This is a genomic window from Streptococcus equinus (genome assembly GCF_049393735.1).
In the GTDB taxonomy this organism is placed as follows: domain Bacteria; phylum Bacillota; class Bacilli; order Lactobacillales; family Streptococcaceae; genus Streptococcus; species Streptococcus equinus_G.
Map to the genome: position 1 here is coordinate 172,097 of NZ_CP185946.1, position 16,076 is coordinate 188,172.

A 16,076-nucleotide genomic window follows, 5' to 3' on the forward strand; every position below is an offset into this window, starting at 1 on the left:
AAAGTTAATAAAAATGTTAATCTTAAAATTAAATGTTTTGTTTATTTCAAAAGGGGACTTTGTATTGAGGTAAACAAAAACGTAAATTAAAAAGGGAATTTGATTGAGGTAAAAAAATGAAAGTTTTTAAAAAGATTGCAATGGTTGCCGCAACAACACTTGCCGCAACACTCTTAGTCGGATGTGGACAAAAAACTAATCCAAAAGAAATTACATTTTGGAACCCGTTGACAGGTGACGACGGTGCCTACATGAACAACATTGTTAAAGAATATAACAAGACTAAACCAGAATATCCAGTAAAAGCAGTGGTAACTTCTGATATGTACACAAAAATCTACACTGCTATGAACTCTAAAAAAGGTATTCCTGATTTGACATTGATTCACGCTGACCGTGTTCCAGCTTTTGCTGATTCTGGCATGTTGAAACCAATGACTGGTATCTTGAAACAACAAAAGAATATTAAATCAGAAAATTACCTTCCACAAGCTTGGAATGCTGGACAATTCGATGGCAAACAATATACAGTTCCACTTGATATCCACGCTAATGCAATGTACTACAACAAAGATCTTCTTAAGAAATATGGTTGTGAAAACTTCCTAGATGATAATGTTGTAACATTTGATGAAATGATGTCACTTGCAGGTAAAATGAAAAAAGGTGACTACGTTTTGAACAACTCATTAATTTCATGGGTTATCTTAGGTGAAATTGCTAACCAAAACGGTACTATTGAAAAAGATGGTAAACCAAACTTGGATACACCTGAAATGCGTAAAACATTTGAATCACTTAAAAACTTGGCTAGTGCAGGTCTAATGACTCCAAATGGTGAAGATGGTTACTTGATGTTCCAATCAGGAAACGTTCTCTTCTCAACTGATGGTACTTGGACTTCAACAGCTCACGATGCTGTTAAAGGTTTGAACTATGGTGTTACAAACGTTTACTCATTCTCTCCTGATAAATTCACTAACCGTGCTTCTTCACACATGTTTGCTTTGTTGAAGAGTTCTGAACGTACAAAAGGTAAAGAAAAAGGTATCGGTAAATTCTTGGAATACGTTCGTAAAAACTCTATCGAATGGGCCAAAGCTGGTCAAATCGTAGCAAGTAAAGATGTTGTTGAAAGTGATGACTTCAAGAATTACAAACAATCATTCTTCACATCATCTCCAGAAGAACTTAACTCACTTCACATTTATGACTACAAATACTACTCATATGTAGATGAAGCAGTTAACACTTACGCAATGGACATTATTTACGGTAAAAAAGATCTTGATAAAGGTCTAAAAGCTATTCAAAAATTTGCTGAAGATAAAATCGCTGAAAACGAAAAAAATCCTCAAGAATAGTTAATTGATTTTAGGTGTTTTATCAAATAAAAAGAAAGGATGAGGTGGCGGGAATACCACCTCATCTTTAGAAGGAGGGAGAAAGTTGAAAACGAAGAAAAAACTGAATTTAAAACCTCTGTTTTTCATTGGGCCACACATGTTGCTATTTTTAACTTTTATTGTTATTCCAACAGTTTACGGTATTTACGTATCATTTACAAAGTGGAACCTAGTCGGTCAGCCTGAATGGGTAGGATTAGATAACTATAAAACTATTTTGTTTAATGCAAAATCAACTTTCCATTTTCAATTCTTTAATGGTATGAAAAATACACTGGTTTATGTGGTGTTAATCGTACCGTTGATGATTATCATTCCGTTGCTCGTTGCAGTAGCGCTAGAACATAAGAAAGTTAAATTCAAAAATCTTTTCCAAGCTATTTTGTATGTGCCAGGATTGATTTCAATCTCAGCCGCAGCTTTGATTTGGTCTTTGCTTTTCCACTCAAAACTAGGTATTGTTAATAACTTGTTTGGTTTGGATATTTCGTGGGGAGCTAAACAACCTTATGCTTGGCTTTTGATTATCTTTGTTTCTCTTTGGGGAGGAATCGGTGGTAACTTGATTATCTACCGTGCAGCGATTGCTGGTGTCTCTCAAGATTTGTATGAATCAGCTGATATTGATGGTGCAACTCCTGTTCAAAAATTCTTCAATATCACACTTCCAGCTATCCGTTTCCCATTGATTTACACATTTGTAATGTCAACAGCTGGAGCGTTCAACGTATTCGCTCAACCATTGATGATGACTAAAGGTGGTCCACAACAAGGAACTCACGTACTAATGATGTACATCAGATCACTTGCATTTGGACAAGGGGAATCTATCGCAGGTATGGCTTCTGCCATGGCGGTTATCCTAGGTGTTGTCATCTTGATTGTCTCTGCCGCACAATACTATGTCATGAATAAGAATGCGGACTGAGGAGGTAAAGATGAAAAAAATAGAAATTTCAAAATGGCTATCATACATCTTCTTAATAGTTTTAAGTATTATTTGGATTGTTCCATTATTGTTTGGTTTTATAACATCATTCCGTTCACAAACAGAAGTTGTGTCTGTCGGATTTAGATTACTACCAGTTAACTGGATTATGGACAACTATGTTGAAATCTTAAATAATACCTCTACAGCACCAATCGTTAGATGGTTGTGGAACTCTTTATTTATCGCTACAAGCCACACAATTTTAGTTGTTATTGTAGTTTCAGTTACAGCATACGGTTATTCACGTTTGAAATTCAAATACCGTGACCAAATTTTCTTTACAGTACTTGGTATTTCAATGTTCCCAGGTGTTGTTAACTTGATTCCATCATACAAAATCATTGAAACTCTTGGTTGGGTAAACTCACCACTTGCAATGATTATCCCAGGTTTGGCTGGTGTTGGTAATATCTTCTTGGCACGACAATTCATGAAAGGTATTCCAGAGTCATTTGACGAATCAGCAAGGGTTGATGGTGCTAGTGAGTTTGTTATTTACTCTCGAATCATTGTGCCGCTTATTAAACCGGTCTTGATTGTATGTGCTTTGTTCTCATTTACAGGTTCTTGGAATGATTTCTTGTGGCCAGTAATTGTTTACAATGATGTTGAAAAAATGCCAATCACAGCAGGTTTGTTACTACTTCAAGATATTTACGGTAACTACCGTTTGATTGGTCAATTGATGGGTTCTGCATTACTTGCAATTATCCCAACAGTTTTGTTGTTCTTGTTTGCACAAAAATACTTTGTACAATCAATGAACTTAAACGCAGGTGTGAAAGGTTAGTATAATTCATGAAACGTAAATCAGAAAAAATTCTACTTATACTTGGATCAATTTGGAATGTTATTACCGCTTTGTTGACGATTTTTGGATATTCTGATTGGTTTCAAAAAGAAGGCATGTCTAGTTTCGAACATCATAAACAAGTTAGCTATGCTTCAGTTAGTTTGTTAGATAGTTTGACAAAATTTATTATGATTTTTGGCTTAGTAATCTTGGCGATGGGGATTATCACATTTCTTGTGACACGATTTATTGAAGATGAGATTCTCAATAAAAAAATCATTGCTTGGATTATCGTATGTATTATTGTTCAATTTGCTTCGTTTGATTTGATTGGAGTATTCTTCTATTTGTCAGCTTTGATTGTTTATGCTGCACGTACAAAGGCATATTACAAAGTTAAAAATGGTGTAGAGCTTTGATGAGAGAGAAGTAAAAGTAGAAGTTTTTCGATTTATGATAGATGAGATTATGTTTTTAAGAAAAAGTTTGGAGACGATAAATATGAATAATATTGAGGATTATCACAATCCAATTGTGCTGGAGCGTGCTGACCCTTGGGTGTATAAACACACTGATGGTTATTATTACTTCACAGGTTCTGTTCCTGGTTATCAAACAATTGAGTTGCGTCGTGCAAAAACCTTAAATGGCTTGGGTGAGTCAGCTGAGGTTAAAACGATTTGGCATGCGCACGAATCTGGACCATTAAGCGAATTGGTCTGGGCGCCAGAAATTCATTACCTAAGAGGTAAATGGTACATTTATTTTGCAGCGAGTGATGATGCAGTTGAGCGTAGTCAATTTCATCATCATCGTATGTTTGTACTCGAAAATGAAAGCGCTAACCCTATGAAGGGCGAGTGGGTGGAAAAAGGACAAGTGAAGACCCAGTACGAAAGCTTTAGTATTGATGCGACAGCTTTTGAATTGGGAGATGACCTGTATTGCATTTGGGCACAACTTGATCCACGCATTCCAGGCAATTCAAACCTTTATATTTCAAAAATGGAAAATCCATGGACACTAACAGGTCCGCAAAAATTATTGACCATTCCTGAGTATGATTGGGAGAAAATAGGATTCTTGGTTAATGAAGGGCCAGCAGTTTTAATCCGAAACGGTAAGGTTTTTGTGACTTATTCAGCTAGCGCAACGGATGAAAATTATGCGATGGGGCTACTTTGGGCAAATATTGATGATGATTTGCTAGATGGTTATTCTTGGCACAAATCAGAAAAACCAGTATTTGTTTCATCTGAACGCCATCACCTTTATGGTCCAGGACATAATTCATTCACACGTAGTGAAGATGATACGAAAGATGTTCTCATTTTCCATGCGCGTCCTGAAAAAAATAAAGCTGGTGATCCGCTTGATAACCCAAACCGACACGCCAATGCTCAAATCTTTTCTTGGGATGATAAAGGATTTCCAGTATTTGGTGAGCCTGGTCAAGTAATGTAATAGTTGATAAAAGACATGGTTTTAGGATATTAAAAAGGGTATTTGGAGGAAAAATCATGCAGACAAATGGAAATGTTCGCCAACGCTTTTCGATTCGCAAAAGTCATCTTGGTGCAAGCAGTGTACTACTGGGAGTGTCCATTGCTTTGTTATCAGGTAGTGTGACTGTCCAAGCAGAAGAAACTAATGCAGTCTCTGAGCCACCGATTTTGCTCAGTCAATCGCAATCATTGCCTGAAGAGAATCAAACAAATCCTACAGAGGTTGATGCTAATTCACAGACTTCTGACAATGAGTTACAAGTATCTACTGACACACAAGTAGCAAATCAAGTGGATACAGAGCTTGAATCACAGTCAGAAACAGAAGTTTTTACAACTCAAGACAAAACAGTTGAGTCAGTCAAAACTCCTTCTGATGTTAACTCTGCTCAAGCAGCAGATACTGATAGCACGACTCTTGAAACAAAGACACTTGTTGCTAACCAATCACCTGCTGTTGATTTGACAGATAGCAAGGTGACTGTCACAGCAACTGCCAAAGATAAAGATTTTAAACGTGTTTCTGTTCACGACCCTTCTATTTTTTACGACGAAAAAACAGGAACTTATTACATCTTTGGTTCTCACTTAGGGCAAGCAAAATCAAAAGATTTACAAAACTGGACACCGCTTTTCAATCATGAGTATGAAAATCCATCAAGTGTTCTTGGTGATTTGAATAAAAATCTTGCTAAGCCGTTTGAATGGGCTGGATATGATGATGCGGATTGTGCTGGCGAACATTATGCAATTTGGGCGCCCGATGTAGTCTGGAATCCAAATTATAAATGGGCTGATGGTTCAACTGGTGCTTACATGTATTATTTCTGTACGTCATCAACTTGGCGACGTTCAGTTATTAGTTACGCTGTTTCAAAAACAGCTGAAGGACCATATGATTACGTTGACAGTTTGATTTATTCTGGTTTTACAAGAGAAGATTCAACAGACGGCAGCACTCGTAATGTTAATTACAAAGGTACTAACATTGATGAATTGATGGCTGCAGGTGTTATTGAACCAGGATTTTCTGAAAACTGGAACCGTGATAATGGGCATACTTACAATAATGACTATGCACCAAATGCTATTGACCCAAATGTCTTTTATGATAAATCTGGCAAGCTTTATATGAGTTACGGTTCCTGGTCAGGTGGGATTTACCTCCTAGAATTGGATAAAACAACTGGTAAAGCTATTTACCCAGGGAAAGATGGCAAGACAGCTGATGGACGTCATATTGATAAATACTTTGGTACTCATCTAATTGGTGGCTATCACCAATCTGGTGAAGCACCTTATATCATATATGATAAGAACACTGACTATTACTACATGTTTATCACTTACGGTGGTCTTGGTCGTGAAGGTGGCTACAACATGCGTTTATTCCGTTCAAAACGTGTGGATGGACTTTATGTTGATGCTAAAGGCAAACATCCAACTTACACAAGTTGGACTGCTAATCCTGTTAATGATGCCTACGGTATCAAGGTTATGGGTAACTATAACTTAGATAGTCTGCAGTCAGCTTACATGTCACCAGGACATAATTCGGCATTCATTGATAAAGATGGTAATTGGTATTTGGTTAACCACACTAGATTTAATCAAGGAACTGAATATCACGAAGTTCGCGTGCACCCAATGCGCATGACTGAAGATAATTGGCCAGTTGCTCTGCCATTTGAATACCGTAAATCAGATTTGACCTTAACAAAAGCAAGTGAGAGTCAATTCGTAGGTGACTATGAATTTGTTAATCATGGTCATGATACTTCAGGTCAGCCGTTAGCAAAATCACGTCTACAATTAAATGCGAATGGTACCGTGACTGGAGCTTTGGCAGGTACTTGGACAAAAACTAAAAAAGGAAATAATTACTACATTACCATCAAGACAAAAAGTGTCACTTACAAAGGTGTCTTTGATGTTCAAAAAGATGAAAGTGCTAGTCATAATCCTTGCCTTGTTTTTGCCCTAGTCGGCAATAATAACGAAGTGATTTGGGGTGTGAAACCTTATAAAGTCACTCAAAAGTCAGCGACAAAAGCGACTCGATCTAATCAAAAAATAGTAGTAGCAAAAGCACAAGCTGACACAACTTTTGGATTTAAACAAATTATTAATCAAACACTTTTATCAAAAACAAATACCTTAGCAGCAACCCCTCATGCTGCACGAGAAATGAGTGTTTCTGATAATGTGACAACTCCTCATGAAAAACAAAATCAAACCAACTCTCCTAAAGTTAAAACAGTTAAGAAAGTCCAAAAGAGTTCAGTAGTGGCAACACCTACTCATAAAATTAGAGAGATGAGAAAAGAAAATTCAGAAAAACCAAGCTTGTTATCAGCAGTTTGTGGCGTTGTAGCAGCTGGTGTTCTAGGAATTTTTTATGAAAAGAAAAGACGATAAAAAGGAATTGAGATGCAAGAGAATCAATTAACCTTTGGTGTTCATGATCCGACGATTATAGAGCATGATGGGCGGTATTTTCTGTATTCGACAGATACTAGACAGCCTGAAACTTCAGGAGTGCCGATACGAATGTCACGAGATTTAGTTGATTGGGCATTCATCGGTCAAGCCCTACCTGGTGTTCCAAAAGAGGCTAAAGAGTGGAGCAACGCTCTTGGCCTTTGGGCACCTGAGATTATTCATTATGGCGATGAATACCGCATGTATTATTCAACATCAACATTTGGTAGTACGAAATCTTATATTGGCTTAGCCACTGCAAAAACACCTATTGGTCCATTTAAAGACCAAGGTTTGGTTGTTAAGACAAGTTCTGAACTTTGTCATCATAATGCTATTGATGCAAATGTTGTGACAGACAAAGGTGACAGTCAGTGGTTGTTGTATGGGTCATTCTTTGGTGGCTTGTATATTTTGCCTTTGGATAAGAAAACAGGTAAGCCTAGTGAATCAGGTTTTGGAAGACGCGTAGCTATGCGTCCGCAAAGTGTTGATACAGCCATTGAAGGTGGTTTTATTTATTACAATCCCGATACGGATTATTACTATCTATTTTGTTCTTATGATTCTTTGAATGATACTTATAATATCCGAGTTGCGCGTTCACGTCACATCGACGGTCCTTATATTGATTGCAAAGGTTATGCGATGGATGATTTTACACATCATCCTGATGAAATTGGGATGAAAGTGCTGGGCAGTTATCAATTTTCTGGTGAAAAAGTGGTACTTGCTCCGGGGCACAATTCGATTTTCAAACGTTCGGATAATCAATTATTCATGGTGCATCATGCCAGACGTAAAGCATTTTCGGATGAATTTTTCCTAAATGTTAGAAAATTAACCTGGCTATCAAATGGTTGGCCAGTGGTGTCGCCTTGTTTGTATGAAGAAGATTGTAAACAGAAAAGTTTGGAACTCGCCGGTGATTGGAAGGTCATCCGTTTTGATAAATACAGTCATTTACAAGAAAGTACTACTGAAACGATTAAAAAGAATGACTATCAAAAAACTGGTGACAATGAGTTCAAGTGGCAAGGAAATCTCGTAAAAACTTGGTTAGAAATGGTTGATGGAAATACTGAACAAGTTCTTTCGGGGATGACAACTGAAGGTTATGGCATTATAGCGAGAAAGATTTAAAGTTTTGGGACCTAGTTTATTAGGTGTCTTAGAAAAGAGAAAATTATGCAGAAAGCTTCTTTACGAGTTGTCAAAGATATGACAATTTCAAAAGTTGATAAAAGACTCTTTGGTTCATTTATTGAACACATGGGAAGAGCTGTTTACGGAGGAATCTATCAACCTGATCACATCTCTAGTGATGAAGATGGCTTCCGTAACGATGTTAAAGAGTTAGTTAAAGAACTTGGTGTGACTTTGGTGCGTTATCCTGGTGGAAATTTCTTATCAGGTTATAACTGGGAAGATGGTGTAGGTCCAAAAGACAAACGTCCTGTTCGAACAGATTTGGCATGGCGTGCGATTGAAACCAACCAAGTCGGTATTCACGAATTTGCAAAATGGGCAAAAGAAGTCGGTGTTGAGGTCAATATGGCAGTCAATATGGGAACTAGAGGCATCGACGAAGCCCGCCATTTAGTTGAATATTGTAACTTTGAAGGTGGAACTTATTGGAGTGACAAACGTATCGAGAACGGTCAAAAAGAACCGTTTGGTTTCAAAACATGGTGCATCGGAAATGAAATGGATGGTCCATGGCAAATTGGTCACAAAACAGCTGAAGAATATGGTCGTGCAGCAGCAGAAACAGCTAAAGCAATGAAATTGGTCGATGATTCTATCGAACTTGTTGCTTGTGGTAGCTCTACCAGCCATATGCCAACTTTTGGTGATTGGGAATTGACCGTTTTAGACCACACTTATGATTACGTTGATTACCTTTCACTTCATCAATATTATGGAAATCCAGCTAACAACCTTGAAGAATATCTTGCATCTTCACTTGATATGGATGACTTTATCAAAGGTGTGGTTGCTATCTGTGATGCTATTAAAGCTAAAAAACACAGCAAGAAACAAATGAACCTCTCGTTTGATGAATGGAATATCTGGTACCACTCAAATGAAAATGATAAGCAAATCAAACCTTGGTTAATTGCGCCACCGCAACTAGAAGATCATTATAATTTTGAAGATGTTTTGGTACTTGGAACACTTTTAATCACATTGTTGAAGCACGCTGATCGTATCAAGATTGCTTGTCTAGCACAACTTGTTAATGTTATTGCTCCAATCTTTACTGAAGAAAATGACAATGAAAGCCCAGCATGGCGTCAAACCATTTTCTATCCATTTATGCAAGCTGCACAACATGGTAAAGGTACTGTTATGACACCGCTGGTTTCATGTGATGGTTACAAGACTGAAAACTATGACAACGTACCATATCTTGAAACAATTTCAGTTTTGAATGAAGATGAAACAGAATTGACAATTTTTGCGGTCAACCGTTCACGTGAAGAAATGGATTTGTCTGTAGATAGTTTAGGGCTTGCTTTTGGTGATGTGCTTGAATTTACTCACATGTCAGGTCACGACATTAAAGCAGTCAACAGCCTAACTTCTGATGACATTAAACCAGTTGCTTCTGATAAATACGCTGTTAACGGTGACCAACTTAAAGTTACTCTTGATGGTTTATCTTGGAATATGATTCGAGTTGCAGTGAAATAAGAAAAGGTAAGGAGAAAAAAGTGAAATTCTTTTTAGACACAGCAGATGTGGCAGCAATCAAAGCTGTAAATGAATTAGGTATTGTGGATGGTGTGACAACAAATCCAACAATCATTTCACGTGAGGGACGTGATTTCGAAACAGTCATCAAAGAAATTTGTCAGATTGTCGATGGCCCTGTTTCGGCAGAAGTCACTGGCACAACAGCCGAAGAAATGATTACCCAAGCGCATGACATTGCGAAATGGGCTGATAACATTGTTGTCAAAATTCCAATGACTATGGAAGGTTTGAAAGCTGTTAATGTCCTTTCTAAAGAACATATTAAAACAAATGTGACGCTGATTTTTACAGTGTCTCAAGGGCTCATGGCAATCAAAGCTGGTGCGACATTTATTAGCCCATTTGTTGGACGTCTTGAAGATATTGGAACAGATGCTTATGAATTGATTTCAGATTTGCGAGACATCATTGATTTTTATGATTTTGATACAGAAATCATCGCAGCAAGCATTCGTAATCGAGCACAAGTTGAAGGTGTAGCAAAATGCGGTGCACACATTGCGACTGTCCCAGCACCATTGTTTGATAAAATGGCACAACACCCCCTAACTGACAATGGTTTGAAACAATTCATGGCAGATTGGAAAGTATTCCAAGGTAAATAAATTTAGCGTGATAAGGAGAAAAAATGAAAATTACCTTAACAAAAGAAAAAGGACCTAAAATTTCAAAATATATTTATGGACATTTTGCTGAACACCTAGGGCGTTGTATTTATGAAGGAATTTACGTCGGTGAAGATTCATCAATCCCAAATGTCAACGGTATGCGTACTGATGTCGTCGAAGCTCTAAAAAATATTAAAATCCCAGTTCTTCGTTGGCCAGGTGGTTGTTTTGCGGATGAATATCACTGGAAAGATGGTATTGGTCCAAAAGAAAACCGTAAAAAAATTGTTAACACTAACTGGGGTGGAGTAACTGAAAATAACCACTTTGGTACACACGAGTATTTTGAATTGCTTCGCCAACTCGGCTGTGAAGCTTATATCAATGGTAACGTTGGTAGTGGTACAGTCCAAGAAATGCAAGAATGGATTGAGTACATGACTATGGACGGAGAATCTCCAATGGCAAACCTTCGTCGTGAAAATGGTCATGATGACCCATGGAAAGTAAAGTTCTTCGGTGTTGGTAACGAAAGTTGGGGCTGTGGTGGTAACATGCGCCCAGATTACTACGCAGATGTTTACCGTCGATACCAAACATTTGTCCGTCAATATGGTAAAGACAAAATCTATAAAATTGCTTGTGGTCCAAATGTTGATGACTATAACTGGATGGACCGTGTCATGTCTATTGCTTCGCCATTTATGGACGGTATTAGCTTGCACCACTATGCACTTACTGGTGCTTGGGAAGACAAAGGACCAGCACTTGGTTTTGAAGAATCACAATGGTGGTCACTTCTTAAAAGTGCTAAGAAAATGGATGAACTCATCACAAAACACAGCACTATCATGGACAAATACGACCCTGAAAAACGTGTTGGTTTGATTGTTGATGAATGGGGTTCATGGCTTGCTGTCGAACCAGGTACAAACCCAGGATTTCTTTACCAACAAAATACAATTCGTGATGCCATGGTTGCTGCTTTGACATTGAACATCTTCCACAAACACGCTGAACGTGTTCATATGGCAAATATTGCGCAAACTGTTAACGTCTTGCAAGCAATGATTTTGACTGAAGGCGATAAAATGGTGAAAACACCAAGTTATCATGTCTTTGATTTGTACAAAGTTCACCAAGATGCTGACGTGGTGGCATCATATGGCGATGAATCTGATACACTTTCTTACACCGTTTCTAAGAAAGATGGCATGATTTCAATTTCACTTTGCAACTATTCATTGACTGATACGCAAACACTTGATGTTGCTGGTGAATTTGGTGATACTATCGCAGAAGCACGTTACATTACAGCTGATAAAATGGATGAACACAATGATTTTGAACATCCAGAAAACATTACTATCAAAGACTTTGATGGTGCAAAATTGGTTGATGGTCAATTATCAATCACAATCCCACCAATGTCTGTAGCAACTATTCGTATTCCAGAATAAGGAGCGATATGGTAGCACGAAAGGAGAGTTATCTAAGTAGCTTTGTCCTTTTAAGAGGTGTTACATGCAGGATTTAACGCAAGGAAAACCGATTAAGGTTATTATTCTATTTACGATTCCATTAATTATAGGGAGCTTTTTTCAACTGGCTTATAACTTTGCTGATGCTATGATTGTTGGTCACACACTAGGTCAAACAGCATTTGCAAGTATTGGAGCGACAGGGAGCTTGACTTTCTTAATTATCGGATTTGCTCAAGGGCTGACAGGTGGTTTTTCCATCATTGTCGCCCAGCGCTTTGGCGCTAGAGATTATGTCGGTCTGAAACGGAGTTATGTTCACGGCTTGTTCTATACGATAGTCGTTAGTTTAATTTTGAGTATCTTTTCATTGCTCTTTTTAAGACAGTTACTGGAATTGATGCAAACGCCAGATAGTCTAATAAAATATTGTGAGCGCTTTCTAATATCTATTTTTGGCGGTGCGGTATTTACAGTACTATTTAACTATCTATCAAATGTATTACGGGCAGTCGGGAATTCAACGACACCTTTGATTGCCTTAGTCTTAGCTTGTCTGATGAATATCGGTCTTGATTTTCTCTATATTTTAGCTTTGCATATGGGAGTTTTTGGTGCAGGGGTTGCAACAGTAGAAGCACAACTTTTTTCAGTAATTTTTTTACTTATTTACATTAAAAGAAAAGTTCCGTACTTCCATCTGAAAAGAAGCGACTACAGATTGAACTCTGCTGATTTGAAACTTCATGCGAGGTTAGGATTTCCGATGGCATTTCAAAATAGTATTATTGCCCTCGGTTCGCTGACACTCCAAATTGTTTTAAATAATTTGGGAACAGTTGCAATTGCTGCTCAAAGCATTACTGCTAAAACCGACCAATTGGCTATGCTTCCAATGATGAATCTCGCACAAGCCATGTCGACTTTTACAGCGCAAAATTACGGGGCCCACAAATTTAAACGCCTAATAGAAGGGCTTCGTCACACGCTGTATATTGTTGTTATTTGGGCAATCGCCTTCGCCCTACTTCTGGTAACATTTGACCGTTTCTTCTCCGGACTTTTTATTAATCATCCTTCTGAAAATGTCTATCATTTAGCAAAAATTGCTTATATGATTAACGGTTTGTGTTACTGGATTTTGGCTATTCTTTTTATCGTACGAGGCTTCATTCAAGGATTAGGACGCAGTTTTGCACCGACACTTGCAGGGGTTATGGAATTAATCATGCGAGTTGTGGTTTCAATTGTAGGACTCGCAACTGTCGGATATACTGGTGTGGTTTGTGCTAATCCAGCAGCATGGTGCGGTAGCGTCATTATCTTGATTCCAGCAGCGCTGATTTACAAAAAACGTTTAATTGGTGTTGTTAGCAAAGAATAAGCACAGTAAAAGCATGGGTGGGCGAGTGTACTTTAGGAGTACCTCAATAAAGATTAAAAAAAGTTAAATAAAAATATCCTTGAAAGGGGTGATGACTAGAAAAGTTTTAGCTTTTTTGATGGGTGTCGACATTATGTTTTTCTTCATTTTTTGATGAGTAAAAATTAGGACTCCTTTTAAGCGCCCATCGTATTAATTTGCCTTATGTTTAGAAATTCTAAAATCATTTTCATATGAATTAATGACAGTTGAAACTCACCTTTAATACTTAAAACACATATACCTATACCTGAAACTTAGAATTTAACAAATCCTTGTCTAACATAATCTCCTTTAGGCAGGAATTATCGGTTGTTATTAATGGTATGAAACGGTAGAGATTCCTAAACATTAATAGAGGAGAGGACTGTAAGGTTCTCTCTTTTTTAGTAAACAAATGTTTTAGTAAAACCTTGGTAAAATAACCAAGTAAACGTTTACAAAGAAATTTATGAAGAGTAAAATAAAGATAAGACCTAAGAAAGAGGATGACAAAATGAAAGTAACACAAGAAATCATTGCAACTATTGATGGTAAAAATGTTGAAAAATATTCTATTATTAATGACAACGATGTTCAAGTTGGATTGCTAACTTTGGGAGCAACTTTCCAAGAATTTTTAGTGCCAGATGGCAAGGGCGGTCATAAAAATATCATTATTGGTTTTGATGATCCTGCTGAGTATGGTCAAAATACATTATGTGCTGGTCAATCAATCGGTCGTGTAGCAGGACGTATTGACCACGGTCAATTTTACCTTGATGGCAAAGCTATGCAAGTCCCTCAAAATGAAAAAGGAAACACTCTTCACGGTGGTCCAAAAGGTTTTCACAAACACATTTGGCAAGCAAGAGTTGAAAATGATATCGACAAAGCTACTGTTGTCATGACTTACAATGCCAAAGAAAGTGTTGATGGTTTCCCTGGCGATATGTTGGTAACAGCACGTTTTACGTTGGATAATGACAATCGTTTTACAATCACTTACACAGGTAAAAATGGTGGTCAAGCGACCCTCTTTAATCCAACAAACCACGTTTACTTTAACCTCGGTGAACGCCAAGATTTGGCACATCATACCTTTACTTTGGCCGCTGACCGTTATTTGGAAACACGTGATGATTTGGTGCCGACAGGAAAATTCATTGAGGTAGATGGCACAGCCTATGATTTTAGAGCTGGTCGAAATCTTGGAGATGCTATTGCTGCGACAGGTGGTTTTGATGATGCCTTTTTGGTTAATCCATCACTTGATAAACCATGCGGTGAATTAAAAGATGAAGACAGCGGTGATTTTATCAATCTTTACTCAGACCGTGATGCTTGGGTAGCTTACAGTATGGTTGGTATTCCAGATGGTATTTATGCGGCGCGTGATAAAGGTCAAATGACAAAAGAATTTGAAGCGGTAGCGCTCGAAGCTCAATTCTTGCCAGATGCGATTAACAACGAAGGCTTTGGTGATATTGTTCTTCAAGCCAATGCCGAAAAGACTTACACCATTGCTTTTGAATATCACAAAGGATAATTATCCGAGCAGAAGGAGTGGAAAAACTGTGGAAAAATTGTATATTTGGGGAGAAAATATCCCAGGCAATTCACAAAAAAGCAAGACCGACGTTTTAGATATCCACAAGGAATACACAGAACAAGATTTGGCTGAAAAATATCCAGGAATTTGGGATAAATCAACCAGTGAATTGGGAGATTTATCTGGTAATGATACGACGGTTTTCCATCATGAAATTGAAAACGGTCCTGCTAAGATGACTTATGAAGATGAACCGTTTTTGATTCCCTACCTTGTCGAAGGTAGTGAACGCTGTGTCATTATTTGTCCTGGGGGAGCTTATCTAATTAAAGGGATGACTGAGGAAAAAGCGACAGCTAAAGCTTTAAATCAAGCTGGCATATCAGCCTTTATCCTTTGGTATCGGACTTATCCTTATTATGCTCCGCTGATGTTCTTAGATTGTCAGCGAGCGATACGTTATGTGCGATATCATGCGAGTGATTATGGTATTGACCCAGAAAAGATTGCCTTGATTGGATTTTCTGCGGGCGGTAACTTGGCTTTCGAAAGTTATTACTGGCTAAGAAATCGCAACCTTATGCCTGAAGATTATTCTTCAGATGAGGTTGATAAGGTCGATGCTACAGTGGCAGGACTTGCAGGTGTCTACCCAGCGATTTCCCTAGTCAATGACAAGATTATTGCCATTTTAGCTGGCAGAGATACTTATGACAACCCAGAAAAACGTGATCAATTTGCAAAAGAATATGACATCTTTAGTCGAGTCCAAAAAGGAGATGCGCCACTATTTTTGTGCGCTGCCATGGATGATGCCATCGTTGATTCGACACATCTTTTGACACTGACAAAAATAGCCAAAGAAAAAGATATTCCTGTTGAGTTGCACCTTTTTCCACAAGGAGGTCACGGTCTTAATGACGAAATCATACTCAAACAGTGGAAAAATCTGTTCATAACTTGGCTAGACCGATTATTTAACTAAAATAGCACCCGACTGGGTGCTTTTTCTTTTTTACAAATCAATCTTACCAAGAAATCCTTGTTGTTTTTAGCAGTATTTTCCAACTATTAAATTTTCAAAAAAATCTAAGCGT

Annotated in this window: 13 protein-coding genes; all 13 read left to right on the forward strand. The window is 37.8% G+C overall.

Annotated elements, in window-relative coordinates; all coding sequences use genetic code 11:
* The first annotated feature begins 116 nt into the window (after positions 1 to 116).
* On the forward strand, positions 117 to 1,364 hold the full coding sequence (locus ACNTMY_RS01030) for an extracellular solute-binding protein (protein ID WP_423216339.1): 1,248 nt from the start codon (positions 117 to 119) through the stop codon (positions 1,362 to 1,364).
* A 139-nt stretch (positions 1,365 to 1,503) separates the two neighbouring features.
* Positions 1,504 to 2,334 carry a carbohydrate ABC transporter permease gene (locus tag ACNTMY_RS01035; RefSeq protein ID WP_423216846.1) on the forward strand — a complete coding sequence of 277 codons (831 nt, stop codon included), beginning with the start codon at positions 1,504 to 1,506 and terminating at the stop codon, positions 2,332 to 2,334.
* 10 nt (positions 2,335 to 2,344) lie between these two features.
* Positions 2,345 to 3,187, forward strand: a complete 843-nt coding sequence (locus ACNTMY_RS01040) for a carbohydrate ABC transporter permease (RefSeq protein ID WP_423216340.1) — start codon at positions 2,345 to 2,347, stop codon at positions 3,185 to 3,187.
* A gap of 8 nt (positions 3,188 to 3,195) precedes the next feature.
* Complete coding sequence (locus ACNTMY_RS01045) at positions 3,196 to 3,609, forward strand: DUF4064 domain-containing protein (RefSeq protein WP_423216341.1); 414 nt, start codon at positions 3,196 to 3,198, stop codon at positions 3,607 to 3,609.
* An 82-nt stretch (positions 3,610 to 3,691) separates the two neighbouring features.
* Positions 3,692 to 4,654 carry a family 43 glycosylhydrolase gene (locus ACNTMY_RS01050; RefSeq protein ID WP_423216342.1) on the forward strand — a complete coding sequence of 321 codons (963 nt, stop codon included), beginning with the start codon at positions 3,692 to 3,694 and terminating at the stop codon, positions 4,652 to 4,654.
* A 56-nt stretch (positions 4,655 to 4,710) separates the two neighbouring features.
* Positions 4,711 to 7,113, forward strand: a complete 2,403-nt coding sequence (locus tag ACNTMY_RS01055; protein ID WP_423216343.1) for a lipocalin-like domain-containing protein — start codon at positions 4,711 to 4,713, stop codon at positions 7,111 to 7,113.
* Between the two features lie 12 nt (positions 7,114 to 7,125).
* On the forward strand, positions 7,126 to 8,319 hold the full coding sequence (locus tag ACNTMY_RS01060; RefSeq protein ID WP_423216344.1) for an arabinan endo-1,5-alpha-L-arabinosidase: 1,194 nt from the start codon (positions 7,126 to 7,128) through the stop codon (positions 8,317 to 8,319).
* A 45-nt stretch (positions 8,320 to 8,364) separates the two neighbouring features.
* Complete coding sequence (locus ACNTMY_RS01065; RefSeq protein ID WP_423216345.1) at positions 8,365 to 9,873, forward strand: alpha-N-arabinofuranosidase; 1,509 nt, start codon at positions 8,365 to 8,367, stop codon at positions 9,871 to 9,873.
* A gap of 20 nt (positions 9,874 to 9,893) precedes the next feature.
* Positions 9,894 to 10,541, forward strand: coding sequence for a fructose-6-phosphate aldolase (fsa, locus tag ACNTMY_RS01070; protein WP_423216346.1), 648 nt, complete (start codon positions 9,894 to 9,896; stop codon positions 10,539 to 10,541).
* A 23-nt stretch (positions 10,542 to 10,564) separates the two neighbouring features.
* Positions 10,565 to 12,004 (forward strand): alpha-N-arabinofuranosidase, encoded by a 1,440-nt coding sequence (locus ACNTMY_RS01075; protein ID WP_423216347.1) that lies wholly within the window; start codon positions 10,565 to 10,567, stop codon positions 12,002 to 12,004.
* A 64-nt stretch (positions 12,005 to 12,068) separates the two neighbouring features.
* Positions 12,069 to 13,409 (forward strand): MATE family efflux transporter, encoded by a 1,341-nt coding sequence (locus tag ACNTMY_RS01080; protein ID WP_423216348.1) that lies wholly within the window; start codon positions 12,069 to 12,071, stop codon positions 13,407 to 13,409.
* A gap of 535 nt (positions 13,410 to 13,944) precedes the next feature.
* Positions 13,945 to 14,976, forward strand: coding sequence for an aldose epimerase family protein (locus tag ACNTMY_RS01085; protein WP_423216349.1), 1,032 nt, complete (start codon positions 13,945 to 13,947; stop codon positions 14,974 to 14,976).
* Between the two features lie 28 nt (positions 14,977 to 15,004).
* Positions 15,005 to 15,964: an alpha/beta hydrolase gene (locus tag ACNTMY_RS01090; protein ID WP_423216350.1), complete on the forward strand. Its 960-nt coding sequence runs from the start codon at positions 15,005 to 15,007 to the stop codon at positions 15,962 to 15,964.
* Positions 15,965 to 16,076: the final 112 nt, after the last annotated feature.

Coding starts and splice junctions, on each gene's coding strand:
- ACNTMY_RS01030 (WP_423216339.1), top strand. CDS start 117: ATGAAAGTTTTTAAAAAGATTGCAATGGTTGCCGCAACAACACTTGCC.
- ACNTMY_RS01035 (WP_423216846.1), top strand. CDS start 1,504: ATGTTGCTATTTTTAACTTTTATTGTTATTCCAACAGTTTACGGTATT.
- ACNTMY_RS01040 (WP_423216340.1), top strand. CDS start 2,345: ATGAAAAAAATAGAAATTTCAAAATGGCTATCATACATCTTCTTAATA.
- ACNTMY_RS01045 (WP_423216341.1), top strand. CDS start 3,196: ATGAAACGTAAATCAGAAAAAATTCTACTTATACTTGGATCAATTTGG.
- ACNTMY_RS01050 (WP_423216342.1), top strand. CDS start 3,692: ATGAATAATATTGAGGATTATCACAATCCAATTGTGCTGGAGCGTGCT.
- ACNTMY_RS01055 (WP_423216343.1), top strand. CDS start 4,711: ATGCAGACAAATGGAAATGTTCGCCAACGCTTTTCGATTCGCAAAAGT.
- ACNTMY_RS01060 (WP_423216344.1), top strand. CDS start 7,126: ATGCAAGAGAATCAATTAACCTTTGGTGTTCATGATCCGACGATTATA.
- ACNTMY_RS01065 (WP_423216345.1), top strand. CDS start 8,365: ATGCAGAAAGCTTCTTTACGAGTTGTCAAAGATATGACAATTTCAAAA.
- ACNTMY_RS01075 (WP_423216347.1), top strand. CDS start 10,565: ATGAAAATTACCTTAACAAAAGAAAAAGGACCTAAAATTTCAAAATAT.
- ACNTMY_RS01080 (WP_423216348.1), top strand. CDS start 12,069: ATGCAGGATTTAACGCAAGGAAAACCGATTAAGGTTATTATTCTATTT.
- ACNTMY_RS01085 (WP_423216349.1), top strand. CDS start 13,945: ATGAAAGTAACACAAGAAATCATTGCAACTATTGATGGTAAAAATGTT.